The following is a 20232-nucleotide window of genomic DNA, read 5'->3' on the forward strand; positions in this document are numbered from 1 at the left end:
TGCTTGCAGATTGAACCTTGCAAGTATTCGCTTTTATAATCGGTGGCATTGTATAAATATTAATAAGAGATAAAACGTGACAAAAAATATCCCAGCTATTCGTGGCATGAACGACTGCCTTCCTGCTGAAACGTCCATCTGGCAACGAGTTGAATCTACGGTAAAGCGTGTGCTGTCAGGTTACGGTTTTAGTGAAATTCGGACACCGATTGTAGAGCAGACCCCGTTATTCAAACGTGCAATTGGGGAAGTCACTGATGTTGTCGAAAAAGAGATGTATACCTTTGACGATCGCAATGGTGAAAGCTTGACCCTGCGCCCAGAAAATACCGCAGGATGTGTCCGTGCCGGTATTCAGCATGGTCTGCTGTACAATCAGGAACAGCGCTTATGGTATATCGGCCCTATGTTCCGTTATGAGCGTCCACAAAAAGGCCGTTACCGTCAATTCCATCAGTTAGGGGCTGAAGTGTTTGGCTTACAAGGGCCAGATATTGATGCTGAACTTATTTTAATGACAGCACGTTGGTGGCGCGAGCTCGGCATTGCGGATCACGTCACACTTGAATTGAACTCCATTGGTTCATTAGAGGCACGCGCCAATTATCGTGAGGCACTGGTGGCATTCCTTGAACAACACAAAGAGAAATTGGACGAGGATTGTCAACGCCGCATGTATACCAATCCACTGCGTGTATTGGACTCTAAAAACCCTGAAATTCAGCAACTTTTGAATGATGCACCGGAGCTGTTTGATTATCTTGATAGCGAGTCAAAAGAACACTTTGATGGACTGTGTCAGCTACTTGATAGTGCGGGGATCAAATACCGTATCAACCAGCGTCTGGTTCGCGGCCTTGATTATTACAACCGTACGGTTTTTGAATGGGTGACGTCGGCGTTGGGTGCGCAGGGAACCATCTGTGCTGGTGGTCGTTACGATGGCTTGGTTGAACAATTGGGCGGTAAGGCAACACCAGCGGTTGGTTTTGCCATGGGCATGGAACGTATGGTCCTGTTGGTGCAGGAGGTTAATCCTGACTTTGTTGCTGATCTGTCCGTTGCCGATGTTTATTTCTCTTCCTTTGGTGAAGGTAGCCAGCAAGCGGCATTGATATTGGCCGAAAAAATCCGTGATCAACTGCCAGAATTACGTCTGATGACCAATCATGGCGGTGGTAACTTTAAGAAACAGTTGACGCGTGCGAGTAAACACGGTGCCAAAGTTGCCTTGATTCTGGGAGAAGATGAAATTCAGACAGGCAATATTACAGTGAAAGATTTACGCAACGGTGAACAAGAAACGTTGTCACAACAAGCGGTCGCAGCGCGTTTGAGCGAACTGTTAGGCTAAGGAGAGAGACTCTAGTGCAAGTCTATACCACAGAAACTGAACAAGTTGACGCGATCAAGCGTTTTTTCTCTACCAACGGTAAATACCTTGCTGTTGGTCTGGTGCTAGGCATTGGTGTTTTGTTGGGTTGGCGTTACTGGCAGACTCATCAAACCAACCAATTGCATAATACGGCAGCAGTATTTGAAGAGTTGAACAAATCACTGGCGTCGGGGTCGAAAGAAAATGTTGTTGCCGTAGAAAAATTTGCTAATGAGACGGACAATGTTTACGGTGTTATGGCTGATCTGGAACTGGCAAAACAGGCTACTGCTCAGAATGATTTGGCTCAGGCAGAGAAAAATTTGCTAGCCGCATCCGGTAAAGCCAAAGATGGGAACATGCAAGCAGTGTCTAACCTTCGTCTGGCCCGGGTTCAATTGGCGGAAGATAAAACAGATGTTGCATTGAAAACGCTGGATTTGGTCAAAGGCAAAGGCTGGCAGGTTATGGTTGAGGATATTCGTGGGGATATTCTGGCTAAAAAAGGGGATATTGCTGGCGCTCGTGCAGCCTATTCCACAGGGCTTGGACTTGAGGGCCCGCAGGTAATTAAGGATTTTATGAAAATCAAACTTAATAATTTATCCAACTAAGGGAGCCAACTTCATAATGCAGCTGCGAAAAACACTCTTGGTTGGGCTGGTTGCTTCTGTTCTGCTGGCAGGTTGTTCAAGTGAACAGGATACGGTAACAATGTCACCGTTGCCAAAGGTTGAAAATCAATTCAAACCTCGTATCGTTTGGGATAAGTCCGTTGGGAGTGGTACGGGAGAGTATTACTCTCATTTATCACCAACCTGGCAGGGTTCAACAGCTTACGTTGCTGACCGTCATGGTGTTGTCAAAGCATTTGATATAGACAGCGGCAAAGAGATATGGGCAACGGATCTGTCAGAAAAAGCAGGTTTATTGTCATCCCGTTTGCCAGCGCTGCTTTCTGGTGGTTTGACTGTATCCGGTGATCGGCTGTATGTCGGAACAGAAAAAGCCAAAGTCATCGCACTGGATGCAACGAACGGTAAGGTTGAATGGGAATCAACGGTTGCTGGCGAAGCGTTGTCCCGCCCTGTCGTGAGTGATGGTTTTGTCTTGATTCATACCGGCAATGGTATGTTGCAAGCATTAAACGAAACCGATGGTAGTATTGCTTGGTCAGTGAATATGGATACGCCTTCGTTATCCGTTCGTGGTGAATCCGCGCCTGCCGTAGCCTATGGTGCAGCTATTGTAGGTGGTGACAATGGCCGTATTAGTGCGGTGCTGTTGTCTGAGGGGCAACTCATTTGGCAACAGCGTATTTCTCAGGTAACAGGTTCTACCGAAATAGATCGCCTGAATGATGTTGATATGACTCCGGTTATTTCTGACAATGTGATTTACGCGATTGCTTATAATGGCAATTTGGTAGCAATGGATATGCGTTCAGGCCAGATTATCTGGAAACGTGATCTGGGATCGGTGCATGATATGGTAGTCACTGATAGCAATATTTTCATTGTTGATCAAGATGACCGTATCTTGTCCCTGCGTAAGAGTGATGGTGTGACATTATGGTCGCAAAATGATCTCTTGCACCGTAACCTGACGGCACCGGAAATGTACAATGGTTATCTGGTTGTTGGTGATGTTGAAGGTTACTTGCATTGGTTGAATATGGCTGATGGCAAATTTGTGGCGCAGAACAAGGTTGATAGTTCTGGCCTGTTGAGTCGTCCGGTTGTTGCCAGCGATAAACTGATGCTCCAAGCGAAGGACGGGACAGTTTATCTGTATACCCGCTAATTTCAGAGCGTGTTTTACATAACACGGAATTATACGGCTCCTGGACAATAACAGGGGCCGTTTCGTCTTTTTAGTATCTTTGTATCTTGCTGTGGTGAACGATATTGGGAAGCCATTTTCAGCAGGATATCGATTTAAATCTAGTCATGAGGCATCAAGAAAATGATACCTGTCGTTGCGCTGGTTGGGCGCCCCAATGTTGGAAAATCCACCTTATTTAACCGATTAACCCGAACCAGAGATGCGCTGGTAGCGGATTTCCCTGGCTTAACCCGTGATCGTAAGTATGGACGGGCAGAGGTTGAAGGGCAGGAATTCATCATCATTGATACGGGCGGTATCGATGGTACGGAAGAAGGCGTAGAAACGCATATGGCTACGCAATCTCTGATGGCCATAGAAGAGGCGGACATTGTTCTGTTTATGGTTGATGCCAGATCGGGATTGATGCCTGCTGACCATGCGATTGCCAAGCATCTGCGTAGCCGTGAAAAAGCAACTTTTCTGGTGGCGAATAAAACCGATGGTATCGATATTGATACTTCGATAGCTGAGTTTTATTCACTCGGTTTAGGGGATGTTTATTCCATCGCGGCTTCCCACGGTCGTGGTGTGACACAACTGATTGAACGTGTGTTATTGCCGTTTTCTGATAAAGAAGAAACGGAAGAAGTCGAATTAACTGAGGAAGAAGCTAACGCAGCTTATTGGGCAGAGATGGAGCAAGCCGAATTAGATGCTTCTGCTGAACAGGAAAAAGAAGAGGAGGCATTTGATCCCACAACTTTGCCTTTGAGACTTGCGATTGTTGGTCGTCCTAATGTAGGTAAATCCACATTAACCAATCGTATTCTCGGTGAAGAGCGTGTTGTCGTTTTTGATATGCCAGGTACAACCCGTGACAGCATTTATATTCCCATGGAGCGTGATGGCCGTGAATATATTTTGATTGATACCGCGGGTGTGCGTAAGCGTGGAAAAGTCACTGAAACAGTTGAAAAATTTTCTGTGATTAAAACGCTTCAGGCGATTGAAGATGCCAATGTTGTATTGCTGGTAGTGGATGCTCGTGAAGGCATTTCTGATCAAGATCTCTCTCTGCTTGGTTTTATTCTTAACAGTGGTCGTTCCCTGGTTATCGCCATCAACAAATGGGATGGCATGAGTCAGGAAGATAAAGATCACGTTAAGGATATGCTTGAGCTGCGTTTGGGATTTGTTGATTTTGCCCGTATTCACTTTATTTCTGCGCTACATGGTAGTGGTGTTGGGAATTTATTTGAATCAATTCTGGAAGCCTATGAAAGTGCAACCCGTCGCGTTAGTACTTCCTTATTGACCCGTATAATGCGCATGGCGGAAGATGATCACCAGCCGCCAATGATCCGTGGTCGTAGGGTGAAAATGAAATATGCCCATGCTGGTGGATATAACCCACCTATTGTGGTTATCCACGGTAATCAAGTAACAGATTTACCTGATTCCTATAAGCGTTATTTGATGAATTATTTCCGTCGTTCTTTAAAGGTGATGGGAACACCTATCCGCATCCAATTTAAAGAAGGGGCTAACCCTTATGCGGATAAGAAAAATACATTAACAGCAACTCAGCTCCGTAAACGTAAGCGTTTAATGGAACATCTGAAAAAACGGTAATTATTTAAAAATATTGATATAAATAGAAGGGCTATTATTAGCCCTTTATTATTTCTGCATTTAAAGAATAGTTTAATCATCATAAAACAGAACAGATAGGAATAATTTTAAAAATTAATCTAATTAGCTTTGAAAAGCTGTCAAACTTATTAATAGGTTTATTGCGAATTTAGTTTTAATAATTTAGGCTTTTCTTTTTTATTGTATTAAATAGTATGTAAATCAGAGAGTAACGCTACTTTCCTGGTAATTAATAGCTATCTTCTGGTTCAGTATTTTTTTTGTTTTTATATAATAAAGAATTATCTCCAGAGTTTAAGGCATCTTCTTTGGTTGATTGCTTCATGAGTTTATTAACATGATCCAATGTTTGCAAAACATACTTCTTATCGTTAACATCACAGGTTTTTGCAATATATTCTAATAAATAAGGGGGGATTATATTTTGTTTTCTTGTTCTATTGTCAATCATGATAATGCCCTATTTTGTATGTATGTTATCGTGTTGGTGTATATTTAGCCTAATCTGAATAGTAGCCAAACTAACCATGTTAGTCACTACTAAAAATGTAAATTTTTTTATGATATGGCTTGGCGGGATAAGATGATTAGTTTAATAAATTAAGGATAAATATATAAACGTAATCAAGACCTTCCCTGGTCTTGAATGATTGGAGGGATATTACAACTTTTAGAGTAAAGTTCCGACTTGTTTCCATGAATGCATCACTATATCTGAAATTTCCTTGCCAAATAATGTGTTAGCATTATCAATGGTCAGCTGTGCGAAATCATTAAAACTGGCTTTGTGGGATAATCGTTTGTCCAATAAGGTGTTATACCAAATTTTTCCAGCTTGCTCCCAAGAATACCCTCCCAACTCTGTTGCCAATAAATAGAATGCCTTATTAGGAATACCAGAATATTTGTGGACACCTCCGTTATCATCTCTGACGGATAAATCCTGATATTGGTCCATATGACCCACTTGATTATCTTTCGGGTTTGCTGTTCCAGGATTTTTGAATGACCGCAAGGCAACATTAGGATCATTGTCCGGATTAAGTGCTGGGCCAAATATTCCCTGGCCTATCAACCAATCAGATTCGTTAGCCTTTTGGTTATTTACATACTGTTTTACCATAATACCGAATACATCTGAGATCGATTCATTTAATGCACCCGATTGATAAGCATAATCAAGATTTGCTTCACTTTCAGTTACTCCATGAGTTAGTTCATGTGCAGTAATGTCAATGCAGGAGGTGAAACAGTTAAAATAAGGGGCATAACCATCTCCGAAGACCATTTGATTATTATTCCAAAATGCATTCATATAATTTTTTTGATAATGCACAGTAGAAACTAATTTAAGACCCTTGTTATCAATTGAATTACGTCCAAAAATTTCATGGTAAAACTCATATGTTTTACCAAGGTAGTTATAAGCTTCAGTGGCTGCAATATCATCAATCATAGCCATGCCCTCGCATAAAATTAATTTATCCCCTGGGTATTGATCATTATATTCAGCATTGTAGATAGTTCTGTTTAATTTATTGTCAAAACCTGGCTGATATCCATGAATTAATATATCCATTTCAGCAGAGCTATTCATTAGATTGTAAACATGATCTAATGTTTTTAATATGTACGCTTTGTCGATTTGGCCGCAAATTTTAACAACGTATTCCAATAAAAATGGTGGGATGATACCAGATTTATTTAATTTATCTTGATGGTTGCGCATAATGATACCCCCGCTTTTTAGGTGTTATGCATATTTTTATCTCTAGGGCCTTAATTAATTATTAATCTAAGTGATGGTATTTGCTACTAATGGAAGATGTTTTTGTTTGGATCTAAAATATTAATTTATAAATATCATAAAGGGTTATCCTTAACCCTTTATTATTTATTTTAGGATTATCTTAACGTTACTGCTTAAAATATGAATTAGTATTTTATTAATGGTAATTTCATTATTCTTCGGAAAGTAGAACACCAACTTCTTTCCAACCATGACTAACAATATCTGACGTTTTCTTGCTGAATAATTTTTCAGCATTATCAATCGTCAGTTTGGCAAAATCTTCGAAATCTGCATCTGAAGTTAGACGTTTATCCCGTAACGTTTCATACCAAATTTTTCCTGCTTTTTCCCAGGCATAGCCTCCCAGCTCCATCGCCACTAAATAAAATGCCCTGTTAGGAATGCCTGAATGGATGTGAACGCCTCCATTATCAATTATGAAGGGAAGGTCTTCATATAGATCCATATGACCCACTTGCTTATCTCCGGAAAATGCGCTTCCAGGGTTAATAAAGGTGCGTAAGCTAACATCAGATTTATTTTCTGGATTAAATTTTGGCCCCAGTAAACCTTGGCCTAATAGCCAATTGGATTCATCGACTTTTTGGTTATTAACATATTGCTTTACCATAATGCCAAATACGTCTGCGATGGATTCATTAAGTGCACCAGACTGATAGATATAATCCAACCCAGCTTCGCTTTCGATAACACCATGGGTCAACTCATGAGCGATAATATCAATGGCAGAGGTAAAACGATTGAAGTACTTTCCATCACCATCACCAAATACCATTTGTTTTCTGGTCCAGAATGCATTCAGATAATTTTTTCCATAATGTACTGTAGCAACCAACTTTATTCCTTTATTATCCAGGGAATTTCGGCCGAAAATTTTTTTATAGAATTCATGAGTCTTACCGATATACTCATAAGCCTCATTAACTGAATCATCTGAACTCTCTGGCATACCTTCACTGCGAGATAACTCTTCCCCTGGGAATTCCTCTTTATTTTTAGCATCATAGATAGTGCGATGCAGTTTATCGTTCACCTCTTTTTTAGCTTCTTGTTTATCCTGTTGAGAAATAGTTTCTTCAGCAGGAGTATTCATCAATTGATAAACATGGCCTAATGTCTTTAATACATATTGATTAGTATATGTATCACAATCATCAGAAATATGTTCCAGAACAAATGGAGGAATTAAGCTATATATGTTGTTTTGATTATTGCTCATAATAATACCCTGTTTTGTTGTTAGATGTTGTATTCGTTTTTTTGGGCCCGGATTGAATACTAGCTGTAATTAATAGGCGAGTCATTAGTGTGAGCATTGACTTTTTATGGCAGGGTATTGCTAATGAAAAATAATAAATGTTTTTATCAGTATTATGATAAATAACCCATCTGTTTTAGGTCAATTTTTTATAAACAAGGAGTAAAACAGGAATAAAGAAATTGTCTTGTATTCCTGTTTTGAATTATCATACCCAATCTTTTTTTATCAGAAATGAAGTATATAATTCAGATTCAGGAGAGTTTTTTTCTGGAGTGTAGCCATATTCCCAACGCACTAATGGAGGCATAGACATTAATATAGATTCAGTTCTTCCACCGCTTTGCAGGCCAAAAAGTGTTCCCCTGTCCCAAACAAGATTGAATTCAACATAGCGGCTTCGACGATATAATTGGAATTGTCTTTCATGCTCACTCCAGGTTAAATTTTTTCTTCTTTCTACAATAGGTAAATAGGCAGATAGGAATCCATTTCCGACAGCTTGTGTGAAATTAAAGCAGGTATCAAAATCAGGTGTATTCAGGTCGTCATAAAACAAACCACCAATGCCACGTGGTTCATTGCGGTGCTTAATAAAAAAGTAGTCATCACACCATTTTTTATATTTGGGATAAATATCATCGCCAAACGGTTGACATAAATTTTTGGCAACGGTGTGCCAATGAATAGCATCTTCTTCGAACCCATAATAAGGCGTGAGATCAAAGCCACCGCCAAACCACCATACAGGAGGCTCTTCTTCTTTTTCAGCAATAAAGAAACGCACATTCGCATGGCTGGTTGGAACATAGGGATTAAGTGGATGAACGACAAGAGAAACGCCCATCGCTTGGTAACTGCGACCTGCTAACTCAGGACGATGAGCCGTAGCAGAAGCCGGCATTGAAGCCCCGGAAATATGTGAAAAATTCACACCGGCTTTTTCAAAAACCTTACCTTCCGTCAACACACGGCTTCTCCCGCCACCACCATCTTCTCGTTGCCAGCAATCTTCCATGAAGGTTGATTGGCCATCAATTTGTTCTAGTTGCTTGCAAAGGTGATCCTGTAATGAGAGGAAAAAATCCTTAACTTGATATAGATTAGGTGTATTCATTTCTGCTTTCATTTTGGCTAGTTTATAATGATATGCAGTATACCTGTTAGTACCAATAAACGCATTTTCATATTGATTCCAAAATAAAAGCAGTGATAATTAACATTGATTGAACTGCTTATTAAACAGGCGTGCTAACTATGGAAATTCGGGTATTTCGGCAAGACGACTTTGAAGCCGTTATCACACTTTGGGAACGTTGTGATTTGATCAACTCTGGTGATGATCCAGAAATAGATATTGAGCGTAAACTCACTCATGACGCTGATTTATTCCTGGTTGCTGAAGTTGCGGGAGAAGTGGTTGGTACAGTTATGGGGGGTTATGATGGACATCGTGGTCATGCCTATTATCTGGGAGTGCACCCTGAATTCAGGGGCAGAGGAATAGCCAATGCATTGATCTCCCGCTTGGAAAAGAAATTATTGGCCAGAGGTTGCCCCAGTATTTTGATCGTGGTTCCAGAAGAAAATGATGCAACAATTTGCATGTGTGAAAAGATGGAATATGATTATTTGGGCCAAGAACATGTTATGTTTAGCAAGCGATTGATTATTGATTAAATGAATCGTTAGATAAATATATAAGCCATGAAATGGCTGAATAGAATGGTACTATTTATATACTCACTATTTAGCCATTATCTTTTTCAACTATTACTTTTTTGATGAAGCATGAATAGAGTGTATCCATCTTCTCATATATTTGTTTTTTATAACAAGAAGATCTTTTGACATTATCGGCTTTTCATTGTCAATGTAAAGCATCACTTTAATACTCCCATTTTCATCCTTAGATAGAAAATAATGCTCAGGTATAGAATAGGTGGACTTTCCTTTTAATACAGTCCAGTCAGCAATCTGTTGATAATTAATATGATACTGATAAGGAATATTCATCATTTCTCTCCTGAGTTATATCACCTAGCCAATGATCCATAACAGGAAAATATAAAAATACGCATTGGCAGGCAGATACGGATGAAAATTTATAATACAATATTGACCATACAGTTTATTTTATAAATAGATGTGCAATACTTGATAAATAACATCTTTTAAACATGATTTTGATGTTTCTGTTGATGAATGGTTTGTATATTTAAAATTGAATGTTTTTTTCAGAATGTGGTCTGACAGATATCAAATGACAACGCCATAGAGCCAAAGGTAAGAAAACAGCGATGGATAAATTTTTTGCATTTAATGTCTGTTCTAAACAGAAGCGGGTTTTGGTAGCCAGCAGTTTAGTCGGATGCTCATTCTTATTGACGGCTTGTGCTGGAACTTTAAGAATGTCATGGCCTGCTTTATCACCTTTTAATTGGTTTGGCAGTTCCTTAAGCGTTTCTGAGCAGGGTATAGGAAAAATCAATAAACAGACGGATATGTCTCAATCTGCGATCGAAAAAGGGTTGGAGGGAAAATATCGTCTGCGTAGTGGCATGGAAATGCGAAATGGCAAGCTAGTGAGTGTTATTCAGGGCATGGAAGAAGGTCAGGTAAAACTGGAATTTCACGGTCTGGTCAATGGTAAAGTTAATCGTATTGACGTGTTGGATGATGAGGTTAAAACTGTTTGGGGAACGAAAATAGGGACACCTTTCTCCAATCTCTATAACCAGGCATTTGGAAAATGTCAGCGCTCCCATGATCTCACTGTATCGCCTACAGTTATTTGCACTGCTCCGCAAAGTCAGCATGTCAGCTATGTTTTTACCGGAGCTTGGGAAGGCCCAGAAGGGTTAATGCCTTCTGATGATGTTTTGAAGGGCTGGAAAGTTTCACGTATTATTTGGCAATCCTGATAAAAGCCTACAAATAGCTTTATATCAAGTAAAAAATCTTTTAATCCACTTGTATGATAAGGGCAGAGTGCCAGAGTTCAAACCGTTTCAGTGACTTGAAAAGCGGCTGGCACCTGTAACCTGATATTTTCTGCATCTTATCGCTTTTCATCATTTCTCATAAAAATTCGGTATATAAAACAGTAGTCAGTAAACTACCCTGTTATAAAGATTCTGGATACAGTAGAGAAATTGTTGTCAAATAGTGTGAAGAATAAGGTGTTGGATGAAAATAGTGGCAATAAAAAATAAATTATTAAACGGAGTGACTAGTTTGTTGTTTTTGGCCTGTCTCAACGTTTATAGCTCTAACGCCTTAGCTGTTGAGTTGCTGAATAGTTCTTACGATATTGGGCGAGAATTATTCTTGAGCTTGAATCCGAAATTTGAAAAACAATGGAATGAACAGAATCCGCAGGATAAATTGGTCATCAAGCAGTCCCATGCTGGTTCATCTAAACAAGCGTTGGCCATTTTGCATGGATTGCGGGCGGATGTCGTCACTTATAACCAAGTCACAGATATTCAGATCTTGCACGATCGTGGCAATCTCATTCCCGCCAATTGGCAGCAGCGTTTGCCGAATAATAGTTCTCCATATTATTCCACTATGGCGTTTTTGGTACGCAAAGGTAATCCCAAACATGTCCAAACTTGGGAAGACTTGGTGCGAAATGATGTGAAATTAGTTTTTCCAAACCCAAAAACATCAGGTAATGGACGCTATACCTATTTGGCCGTATGGGGCGCTTTTCAGCAAAAAAATCCGCATGATCCCGCTAAGGTTCGCCAACTGATGCAGCACTTTTTACAGAATGTAGCGGTGTTTGATACCGGAGGTCGTGGGGCAACAACTACCTTTATTGAACGAGGTATAGGGGATGTACTGATTAGTTTCGAATCTGAGGTCAATAACATTCGCAAACAGTATGGGGAAGATAATTACCAGGTCATTGTACCTCCGGTAAATATTTTGGCTGAATTCCCTGTCACTTGGGTGGATAAGAGTGTTCAGAAAAATGGTACGGAAGCGGTTGCCAAAGCGTATTTAAACTATCTGTATAGTCCGGCAGCTCAGCAAATCATAGCCAGTTTTCATTATCGTGTGATTGATCAAAATGTGATGAAAGCACAGCAATCCCGTTTTCCTGTCACCAAACTGTTTCGCCTCGAAGAACAATTCGGTAGCTGGCCTCAAGTGATGAAGACTCACTTCAATACTGGCGGTACGCTTGATCAGTTATTGAAAGAAGGGCGCAAATAATGTGGGTATTTAGCAAACGTGTCTTGCCCGGATTTGGGCTGAGTTTAGGCTGTAGCCTGTTTTATGTCTGCCTTATCCTGCTATTGCCTTTAAGTGCTCTGGTAGTACAGCTTTCTAGTATGACATGGGCGCAATATTGGCAAGTCATCGCCAACCCACAGGTTGTTGCCGCTTATAAGGTGACATTATTGGCCGCAGCGGTTGCTAGTTTGTTCAATATGCTTTTTGGCATGTTGATGGCTTGGATATTAACGCGCTATCAATTTCCTGGACGTAGTTTATTAGATGGTTTGATGGATTTGCCATTTGCTTTACCGACGGCAGTTGCTGGTTTAACGCTAGCGACACTCTTTTCTGCAACGGGGTGGTATGGAGCCTGGCTTGTTAATTTCGATATCAAAGTCGCCAATGCCTGGCTGGGGATTGCGGTCGCAATGGCATTCACTAGCCTGCCGTTTGTTGTGCGTACTGTTCAGCCTGTGCTTGAAGAACTAGGCCCTGAATATGAGGAAGCGGCGCAGACATTGGGAGCAAGCCGTTGGCAAACTTTTCGGCGGGTTATATTACCGGAGGTTTCACCGGCATTAATTGCCGGAACTGTGCTCTCTTTTACGCGTAGCCTGGGAGAATTTGGTGCCGTGATTTTCATTGCAGGCAATATTGCCTGGCAAACCGAAGTCGCTTCCCTGATGATCTTTGTTCGCCTGCAAGAATTTGATTATCCGGCAGCTAGTGCGATCGCTTCAGTCATCCTCGCAGCGTCGTTATTACTGCTGTTGAGCGTCAATATATTGCAAAGTCGCTTTGGTAAACGGATAGGGGGGCATTAATGACTCAATTTTCTGCATACACAGTGGCACAACGTCCCGCTATAAATTGGGGAAAATGGTTACTGATTGGCACTGGTGTACTTTTTTCCCTTCTGCTGTTGGTCATACCGATAGCATGGATTTTCTTGACCGCGTTTTCCAAAGGAATCGACATGGTTGCCCAGAACCTTTTCGATCCCGATATGCTGCACGCTATCTGGCTAACAGTGATGATTGCGCTGATCACCGTCCCCCTTAATTTGGTTTTTGGTGTGATGACGGCTTGGTTAGTGACGCGTTTCCAATTCCCCGGTAGACAATTGTTGCTGACATTAATTGATATTCCGTTTGCGATTTCGCCGGTTGTGGCTGGATTACTTTATTTGCTGTTTTATGGTGCGAATGGCTGGTTAGGAAGTTGGCTGGGGAGTTATGACATCCAATTGATGTTCTCATGGCCTGGTATGGTATTGGTGACGGTGTTTGTGACATGTCCGTTTGTTGTCCGTGAATTGGTGCCGGTGATGTTGAGTCAGGGCAATCAAGAGGATGAAGCCGCCATATTGTTGGGTGCCTCTGGCTGGAAGATGTTTTGGCGTGTGACATTGCCAAATATTCGTTGGGCATTGTTATATGGCGTCGTTTTGACCAATGCGCGGGCAATTGGGGAATTTGGTGCTGTGTCTGTGGTATCGGGAGCAATTCGCGGTGAAACCTATACGCTGCCTTTGCAGGTTGAGCTGTTATATCAAGATTACAATACGGTTGGCGCATTTACGGCTGCGGCCTTATTGGCGGTGATGGCGATTATTACTCTGATTGTCAAAAGTGCATTGCAATGGCGTTTAAGCCGCCAGCAAGGGTAGGAGCGGGATATGAGTATTGAAATCAGTAAAATCAGTAAATCTTTTGGTCGATCTCAGATACTGAATGAAATTTCACTGGATATTGAATCTGGTGAAATGGTAGCCCTGCTTGGCCCGTCGGGTTCTGGCAAGACGACATTGTTGAGGATTATCGCAGGGCTTGAGCAGCAGAGTGCTGGCCAATTGAAATTTCACGGACAGGATGTCAGCCGATTACATGCAAAAGATCGGCGTGTTGGGTTTGTATTCCAGCACTATGCCTTATTTCGCCATATGACGGTATTTGATAACGTAGCTTTTGGCCTGACGGTTCTACCTCGCCGTCAGCGTCCCAGTGCTGAGGCATTGCGTAGTAAGGTCATGGCATTGCTGGATATGGTGCAACTTTCCCATTTGGCAGAACGTTACCCATCGCAGCTTTCTGGTGGACAAAAACAGCGTGTGGCATTAGCGAGGGCATTGGCGGTTGAGCCACAGATCCTCTTATTAGATGAACCTTTTGGTGCATTAGATGCTCAGGTTCGCATGGAGTTACGTCGTTGGTTGCGTCAGCTGCATGAAGAATTGAAGTTTACCAGCGTATTTGTCACCCATGATCAGGAAGAGGCAATGGAGGTGGCTGACAGGGTGGTACTTATGAATCAAGGACGCATTGAACAGGTCGGCACTCCTCAGCAAGTATGGCATGAACCAGAGAGCCGCTTTGTCCTTGAGTTCATGGGGGAAATAAACAAATTGCATGGTGAAATTAAAGGTTCCCAACTCTGGATTGGCGGGAAAATTTTTCCATTGAATATCACACCGTTGCATCAAGGACATGTTGATGTATTTTTCCGCCCTTGGGATATGATGCTTAGTGCCAAGCAAACACCTGCTTGCTCTTTGCCAGTGCAGGTTGTGGAAGTGAGCCCGCGCGGTCATTTTTTCCTCCTATCTGTTCAACCGCTAGGATGGGGAGATGAATATCTGTCAGTGATTTGGCGGGATGATTCATCCATACCGGTTAGAGGAAATGACTATTTTATTGGTGGCATAGGTGCTCGCTTGTATGCGGGGGATTTGCCATTAAAAGTGTTGCGATTTGCTGAATCTGCCTGATTTAATTCATCTTTATATTGAATCCCTATTTCCTGCTCTGCGAGGAAGTAGGGATTTTTGCTTAATGTCTTGCTACAGTTTCCTTGATATGATTATTTGTTTATCCATTCTCATATGAACTAGGTAATGCTGTGGCAAGCTTGGAAGAATTTATAGGTAATACACCACTGGTAAAATTAGAACGAATTACAGAAGATGTTGACGCTGAGATTTGGGTAAAGCTGGAAGGCAATAACCCGGCGGGTTCCGTAAAAGACAGAGCTGCGCTTTCGATGATCTTGCAAGCGGAATTGCGTGGGGAAATCGCTCCGGGTGATGTTTTGGTTGAAGCAACGAGTGGTAATACCGGTATTGCACTGGCGATGATCGCGGCGGTAAAAGGGTACCGCCTAAAATTATTGATGCCTGAAAATATGAGCCTTGAGAGACAGGCATCAATGCGGGCTTACGGTGCTGAATTAATTTTAGTCAGTAAAGAATTGGGAATGGAAGGTGCGCGGGATTTGGCGCAAGAAATGGAGAAGGCTGGGGAAGGAAAAGTGCTGGATCAATTTAATAATACAGATAATTCATTGGCACATTTTAATACTACCGGCCCAGAAATTTGGCAGCAAACACAGGGACGGATCACGCACTTTGTTTCCAGTATGGGAACAACAGGCACGATTACGGGGGTGAGCCGTTATTTGAAATCCCAGTCAGACAGAGTAAAAGTTACCGGATTACAACCGACGGAAGATAGTCAAATTCCTGGTATTCGTCGTTGGACCCCAGCTTATATGCCCGGAATTTATCAGAAAGAGCTGGTGGATCAGATCCTGGATATCACCCAAATGGAAGCGGAAAATACCATGCGTTTGTTGGCCCAAAAGGAAGGCATTTTCTGTGGCGTGAGTTCTGGCGGCGCAGTTTCTGGCGCGTTACGCATCGCAGCCGAAAACCCTGGGGCAGTCATTGTAGCGATTATTTGTGATCGTGGTGACAGGTATTTGTCTACAGGAGTATTTAATTAATCTTTTATCATCCGTAAAAAATCGTCCTGTTTTATCAGACACTCTACTGACTAGCCTGATAAAGCAGTGACGATTTATGAACAGTTCATCAATTAAAATGAATCGGTTAACAGAAAAAGAGGCAAATATCCCTCAATGATTTTTCTGTTACTTTTTGATTCGCATGATGACTGACTCACCTACGACTACGGAGCCATTGACTTTCGTTAACTCTTTAATTTCATCCATGTTAGAAATAACAACAGGAGTTAAGGTTGATTTAGCTCTTTCTTCCAGAAATACCAGATCAAACTCTAAAACCAAATCACCTTTTTGTACCCGTTGACCTTCTTCGGCAATGCGTTTAAAACCTTCACCTTTCAGTTCAACGGTATCAATGCCAAAATGGACGAATAACTCAATGCCACTATCAGATTCGATAGAAAAAGCATGATTAGTTTCGAAGATCTTACCAATGGTGCCATCAACAGGAGCGACAATTTTGTTGCCGGTTGGTTTAATCGCAATACCATCACCAACGATTTTTTCGGCAAAAACAACATCTGGAACATCTTCGATGTTGACTATCTCACCTGACAATGGCGCGATAATTTCAATACTGCCACTATTTTTTTTATCGTCTGAAACCAGAGATTTCAATTTATCAAGCAGACCCATGAATCTTCTCCTAATTGTTTAATGGGACCGTATTCTGGCTAATTTTTAGCAGAGTGTTTTTTCTCTGGTAAAGGTGTCAACCAAATCCATCAATTCCTTTGCTGTTGGCTGAGTCAAAGCCTGCTCTGCCAGTGCTTTTGCATCATCATAATTAGTATTACGGATGATTTTTTTAATGCGTGGAATTGATATTGCACTCATGCTGAACTCATCCAATCCCATGCCTAAGAGCAACAGCGTGGCGCGCTCATCACCGGCAAGCTCTCCACACATGCCCGTCCATTTACCTTCTGCGTGTGAGGCATCAATAACCTGCTTGATTAAGCTCAACACTGCTGGTGACATTGGGTTGTAGAGATGAGAAATCAGCTCATTACCACGGTCTACCGCAAGAGTATACTGAGTTAGATCGTTTGTCCCAATACTAAAAAAGTCAACTTCTTTTGCAAGATGATGAGCAATGGTTGCAGCAGCAGGCGTTTCGATCATAATGCCAACTTCAATCGATTCATCAAATGCTTTGTTTTCATTGCGTAATTGCTCTTTGAGTAACGCAAGCTCAGTTTTCAATTCCCGAATTTCTTCAACTGAAATAATCATTGGGAACATAATGCGCAGTTTACCAAATGCGGAAGCTCTCAGGATAGCACGTAATTGAGAATGTAAGATCTCTTTACGGTCAAGGCAAATACGGATCGCGCGCCAGCCAAGGAATGGGTTCTCTTCTTTTGGCAGATTCATGTAAGGCAAGTCTTTATCGCCACCAATGTCCATTGTCCGAATAATAACGGCTTGATTACCTACAGCCTCTGCAACTGCTTTATAGGCTTCAAATTGTTCATCTTCGGTTGGCAGAGAATCACGATCCATAAACAGAAATTCAGTACGGTATAAACCAATACCTTCGGCACCATTGCGTTCAGCACCAGCGATGTCGCGTACCGTACCGATATTGGCGCAAACTTCAACTTGATGACCATCCAATGTAATGGCCGGTAAGTCTTTCAGTTTCGCCAGTTCAGTTTTTTCTGTCAGATACTCACTTTTCGCGGTTTTCAGTTTCTCGATTTCGGTATCAGATGGGTTCACATAAATGTGATTATTGACGGCATCCAGAATCAGGTAACTGCCATTTTGGATTTGCCTGGTCGCATTGGTTGTACCAACAATCGCGGGTAATTCCAGAGAGCGAGCCATAATGGACGTGTGAGAAGTTCTGCCACCAAGATCAGTGATGAAACCTAGTACCTTGTCCAGATTAAGTTGTGCGGTTTCTGATGGCGTCAGATCACTGGCAACCAGGATGACTTCTTCTTCAATGGAACCTAAGTCAATAATTGGCATATCCAGGATATTTCTCAGTAAGCGCTTACCAATATCACGGACATCGGCGGCTCGCTCTTTTAAATATTCATCATCCAGTTCTTCCAACGCATTGGCCTGATCTTCAATAACGGAGTGAACGGCTGCATCTGCTGTTAACAGATTTTTTTTAATAAGTGTGATAATTTCCTGCTCTAGTTCTTCATCTTCCAGCAACATAATATGGCCTTCGAAGATTTCGGCCTTTTCTGCACCCAGATTTTTTTCGGCTGTTTCTCTAATAATCTCTAATTGTGCGGAAGATTTGTCACGGCCTTGCTTAAAGCGGGAAATTTCTTGTTCGACTTGTTCAGGAATAATTTTTTTATGATTGATAATGATGGGATCTTCTTTCAGTAATAACGCTTTACCGAAAGCAATTCCTGGTGATACTAAGATACCTGAAATCATATTATATGACCTTACTACGGGTGATTACCTTTCATTAAGACTTAGGGGGAACCCTAAATATCCCCAGATTTTATTGGTCTGGGGATAAGCTGAATGAAATAGATCGGCTTGATTGAACGGACGATTATTCCAATTCACCCATTAATTTAACTAAATGTTCAACAGCCTGTTGTTCATCTTCGCCTTCAGCAGAAATCGTTACGACTGTACCTTGAGTCAATCCCAGCGTTTGTAATTTGAACAGGCTTTTTGCGCTGGCAGACTTGCCCCCAGAAGTCAGAGTAATGTCAGAAGCAAAGCCTTTTGCTTCTTTGACAAATTGTGCCGCAGGGCGAGTGTGGAGGCCGTTTGGTGCAGTAATAGTAACTTCTTGCTGGAACATAGTATTTCCTCAATAACTTAAATATTCGTTGATAAGCTAAGAGAATTCCATTGGCTATAGCTGAATTCCCTGCGGCTTATACAACCGTTAAAATGATAATGAAGTAAAGCGTACTCCCTTCGCTTTTCAAGTTCTTGCGTTGCTAATTTTAACTTGAAATTTAGGGGGATTATAATAATCATTATCAAATAATTAACATATTTGATGCACTCAATTGTTGATTTGGTGTTAATACACGCTATCCAAAGGAGGTTTTAATTGAACAACCTTATTTACCGTCTGGTGGCGATTAATTTTGTGCATCAAAATAATTACTGGTTAAATACTAAAGCTACTTAAATAAATCATCTAGGAAAGTTTTAAACTTTGATCTGATGCACAAAAAAGCACCCTGGAGGTGCCTTTTTATCAATGTAGTGAAAAATTCTATAGAGTGATTTTTACTCACTGAGTAAGTCAGCAAACAGTGCTGTACTGAGATAACGTTCAGCAGACGAAGGCAAAATCACCACGATATTTTTATCCTTGTATGCATCTTCTTGCGCTATTTTGATGGCTGCCGCAACAGCAGCACCTGAAGAAATTCCGGCAAGAATACCTTCTTTTTCAGTGAGTTCGCGTGCAATTTGCATCGCTTCTTCATTGCTGATTTTAAATACACGGTCAACTAATGTTAAATCTAAGTTATCAGGAATGAAACCAGCGCCAATTCCCTGAATTTTATGTGGGCCTGGTTTAAGTTCTTCACCCGCCAATTTTTGGCTGATAACAGGTGAACTTTCTGGTTCTACCGCAACGATGGTAACGTGTTTGCCTCGCGTATTTTTTAAGTAACGGGCCACACCTGTGATTGTGCCGCCAGTTCCTACGCCAGCGACAAAAACGTCTACATTACCGTCAGTATCTTCCCAAATTTCAGGGCCAGTGGTTTTTTCATGAATTTCTGGGTTGGCAGGATTGCTGAATTGTTGCAGGAGTATATAACGGTCAGGATTGCTGTCATGGATTTCGTTAGCTTTCTCAATCGCGCCTTTCATGCCTTTTGCACCTTCGGTCAGCACCAAATTTGCGCCGAGTGCTTTTAGCAACTTACGTCGTTCAAGGCTCATTGTTTCAGGCATGGTCAATGTCAGCTTATAACCACGGGCAGCTGCAACATAGGCAAGTGCAATCCCGGTATTACCACTGGTTGGTTCGATAAGTTCTTTAGCTTTGGTCAGAATGCCCCGTTTTTCAGCATCCCAAATCATATTGGCACCAATGCGGCATTTGACACTGAAGCTGGGGTTACGGGATTCTACTTTCGCCAGGATACGACCATTCGCGAAGTTTTTTAAACGTACTAGCGGAGTGTGACCAATAGTCAACGAATTATCTTCATAAATTTTGCTCATTGTTCGTTTGCCCCTAACATACCGTAAATACTGATTAACCATACGCTAACATCTTATTTATGGAAATAAGGTTTCAATCTATTCTTA

At 41.5% G+C, this 20232-nt stretch carries 20 protein-coding genes; 11 read left to right on the plus strand and 9 right to left on the minus strand.

Annotated features, from left to right (window positions below):
• The first annotated feature begins 76 nt into the window (after positions 1–76).
• From hisS to der, 4 genes are all read left to right on the plus strand, one after another.
• Positions 77–1354, plus strand: coding sequence for a histidine--tRNA ligase (gene hisS, locus IQ209_RS05270; protein WP_193849648.1), 1278 nt, complete (start codon positions 77–79; stop codon positions 1352–1354).
• A gap of 14 nt (positions 1355–1368) precedes the next feature.
• The gene (locus tag IQ209_RS05275) at positions 1369–1989 is read left to right on the plus strand and encodes a YfgM family protein (protein ID WP_193849649.1); all 621 of its coding nucleotides are present in this window, start codon (positions 1369–1371) and stop codon (positions 1987–1989) included.
• 16 nt (positions 1990–2005) lie between these two features.
• Entirely contained in the window at positions 2006–3178 is a 1173-nt protein-coding gene (gene bamB, locus IQ209_RS05280; RefSeq protein ID WP_193849650.1) for an outer membrane protein assembly factor BamB, read from the plus strand.
• A 162-nt stretch (positions 3179–3340) separates the two neighbouring features.
• Positions 3341–4834 (plus strand): ribosome biogenesis GTPase Der, encoded by a 1494-nt coding sequence (gene der, locus IQ209_RS05285; protein ID WP_193849651.1) that lies wholly within the window; start codon positions 3341–3343, stop codon positions 4832–4834.
• Between the two features lie 250 nt (positions 4835–5084).
• Here der and IQ209_RS05290 read toward each other — a convergent pair whose 3' ends face one another.
• The 4 genes from IQ209_RS05290 to hemF all read right to left on the minus strand — a co-directional run bounded on the left by IQ209_RS05290 (position 5085) and on the right by hemF (position 9043).
• The gene (locus IQ209_RS05290) at positions 5085–5306 is read right to left on the minus strand and encodes a protealysin propeptide domain-containing protein (RefSeq protein ID WP_193849652.1); all 222 of its coding nucleotides are present in this window, start codon (positions 5304–5306) and stop codon (positions 5085–5087) included.
• A gap of 219 nt (positions 5307–5525) precedes the next feature.
• Positions 5526–6584 carry a M4 family metallopeptidase gene (locus IQ209_RS05295; protein WP_193849653.1) on the minus strand — a complete coding sequence of 353 codons (1059 nt, stop codon included), beginning with the start codon at positions 6582–6584 and terminating at the stop codon, positions 5526–5528.
• Positions 6585–6816: 232 nt separating this feature from the next.
• Positions 6817–7887, minus strand: coding sequence for a M4 family metallopeptidase (locus IQ209_RS05300; protein ID WP_193849654.1), 1071 nt, complete (start codon positions 7885–7887; stop codon positions 6817–6819).
• A gap of 247 nt (positions 7888–8134) precedes the next feature.
• The gene (hemF, locus tag IQ209_RS05305) at positions 8135–9043 is read right to left on the minus strand and encodes an oxygen-dependent coproporphyrinogen oxidase (RefSeq protein ID WP_193849656.1); all 909 of its coding nucleotides are present in this window, start codon (positions 9041–9043) and stop codon (positions 8135–8137) included.
• 140 nt (positions 9044–9183) lie between these two features.
• Between hemF and IQ209_RS05310 the strand changes: the two genes are divergently transcribed.
• Positions 9184–9606, plus strand: a complete 423-nt coding sequence (locus IQ209_RS05310; protein ID WP_193849658.1) for a GNAT family acetyltransferase — start codon at positions 9184–9186, stop codon at positions 9604–9606.
• A gap of 93 nt (positions 9607–9699) precedes the next feature.
• On the opposite strand, the gene IQ209_RS05315 is transcribed toward IQ209_RS05310, so the two are convergent.
• Complete coding sequence (locus IQ209_RS05315; protein ID WP_228005729.1) at positions 9700–9945, minus strand: hypothetical protein; 246 nt, start codon at positions 9943–9945, stop codon at positions 9700–9702.
• Positions 9946–10226: 281 nt separating this feature from the next.
• Here IQ209_RS05315 and IQ209_RS05320 point away from each other — a divergent pair, with 281 nt between their 5' ends.
• From IQ209_RS05320 to cysM, 6 genes are all read left to right on the plus strand, one after another.
• A complete protein-coding gene (locus IQ209_RS05320) occupies positions 10227–10850 on the plus strand; it encodes an RpoE-regulated lipoprotein (protein ID WP_193849662.1) in 624 nt (207 codons plus the stop codon).
• A 265-nt stretch (positions 10851–11115) separates the two neighbouring features.
• Complete coding sequence (locus IQ209_RS05325; RefSeq protein WP_193849664.1) at positions 11116–12153, plus strand: sulfate ABC transporter substrate-binding protein; 1038 nt, start codon at positions 11116–11118, stop codon at positions 12151–12153.
• Entirely contained in the window at positions 12153–12983 is an 831-nt protein-coding gene (gene cysT, locus IQ209_RS05330) for a sulfate/thiosulfate ABC transporter permease CysT (protein ID WP_228005730.1), read from the plus strand. Before IQ209_RS05325 ends, cysT begins: the two co-directional genes overlap by 1 nt.
• Positions 12983–13828 carry a sulfate/thiosulfate ABC transporter permease CysW gene (cysW, locus tag IQ209_RS05335; RefSeq protein ID WP_193849666.1) on the plus strand — a complete coding sequence of 282 codons (846 nt, stop codon included), beginning with the start codon at positions 12983–12985 and terminating at the stop codon, positions 13826–13828. The genes cysT and cysW overlap by 1 nt, the downstream gene beginning before the upstream one ends.
• Positions 13829–13837: 9 nt before the next feature.
• A complete protein-coding gene (gene cysA, locus IQ209_RS05340; protein ID WP_193849668.1) occupies positions 13838–14926 on the plus strand; it encodes a sulfate/thiosulfate ABC transporter ATP-binding protein CysA in 1089 nt (362 codons plus the stop codon).
• Positions 14927–15057: 131 nt separating this feature from the next.
• Positions 15058–15939 carry a cysteine synthase CysM gene (gene cysM / locus IQ209_RS05345; RefSeq protein ID WP_193849670.1) on the plus strand — a complete coding sequence of 294 codons (882 nt, stop codon included), beginning with the start codon at positions 15058–15060 and terminating at the stop codon, positions 15937–15939.
• 147 nt (positions 15940–16086) lie between these two features.
• Here cysM and crr read toward each other — a convergent pair whose 3' ends face one another.
• From crr to cysK, 4 genes are all read right to left on the minus strand, one after another.
• Positions 16087–16596 carry a PTS glucose transporter subunit IIA gene (gene crr / locus IQ209_RS05350; protein WP_193849672.1) on the minus strand — a complete coding sequence of 170 codons (510 nt, stop codon included), beginning with the start codon at positions 16594–16596 and terminating at the stop codon, positions 16087–16089.
• 45 nt (positions 16597–16641) lie between these two features.
• A complete protein-coding gene (gene ptsI / locus IQ209_RS05355; protein WP_193849674.1) occupies positions 16642–18369 on the minus strand; it encodes a phosphoenolpyruvate-protein phosphotransferase PtsI in 1728 nt (575 codons plus the stop codon).
• 124 nt (positions 18370–18493) lie between these two features.
• Positions 18494–18751 (minus strand): phosphocarrier protein Hpr, encoded by a 258-nt coding sequence (gene ptsH / locus IQ209_RS05360; RefSeq protein WP_047767271.1) that lies wholly within the window; start codon positions 18749–18751, stop codon positions 18494–18496.
• 440 nt (positions 18752–19191) lie between these two features.
• Positions 19192–20145: a cysteine synthase A gene (cysK, locus tag IQ209_RS05365; protein ID WP_193849676.1), complete on the minus strand. Its 954-nt coding sequence runs from the start codon at positions 20143–20145 to the stop codon at positions 19192–19194.
• Between the last annotated feature and the right edge of the window lie 87 nt (positions 20146–20232).

The sequence above is a fragment of the Xenorhabdus sp. BG5 genome (genome assembly GCF_015163665.1).
In the GTDB taxonomy this organism is placed as follows: Bacteria; Pseudomonadota; Gammaproteobacteria; order Enterobacterales; family Enterobacteriaceae; genus Xenorhabdus.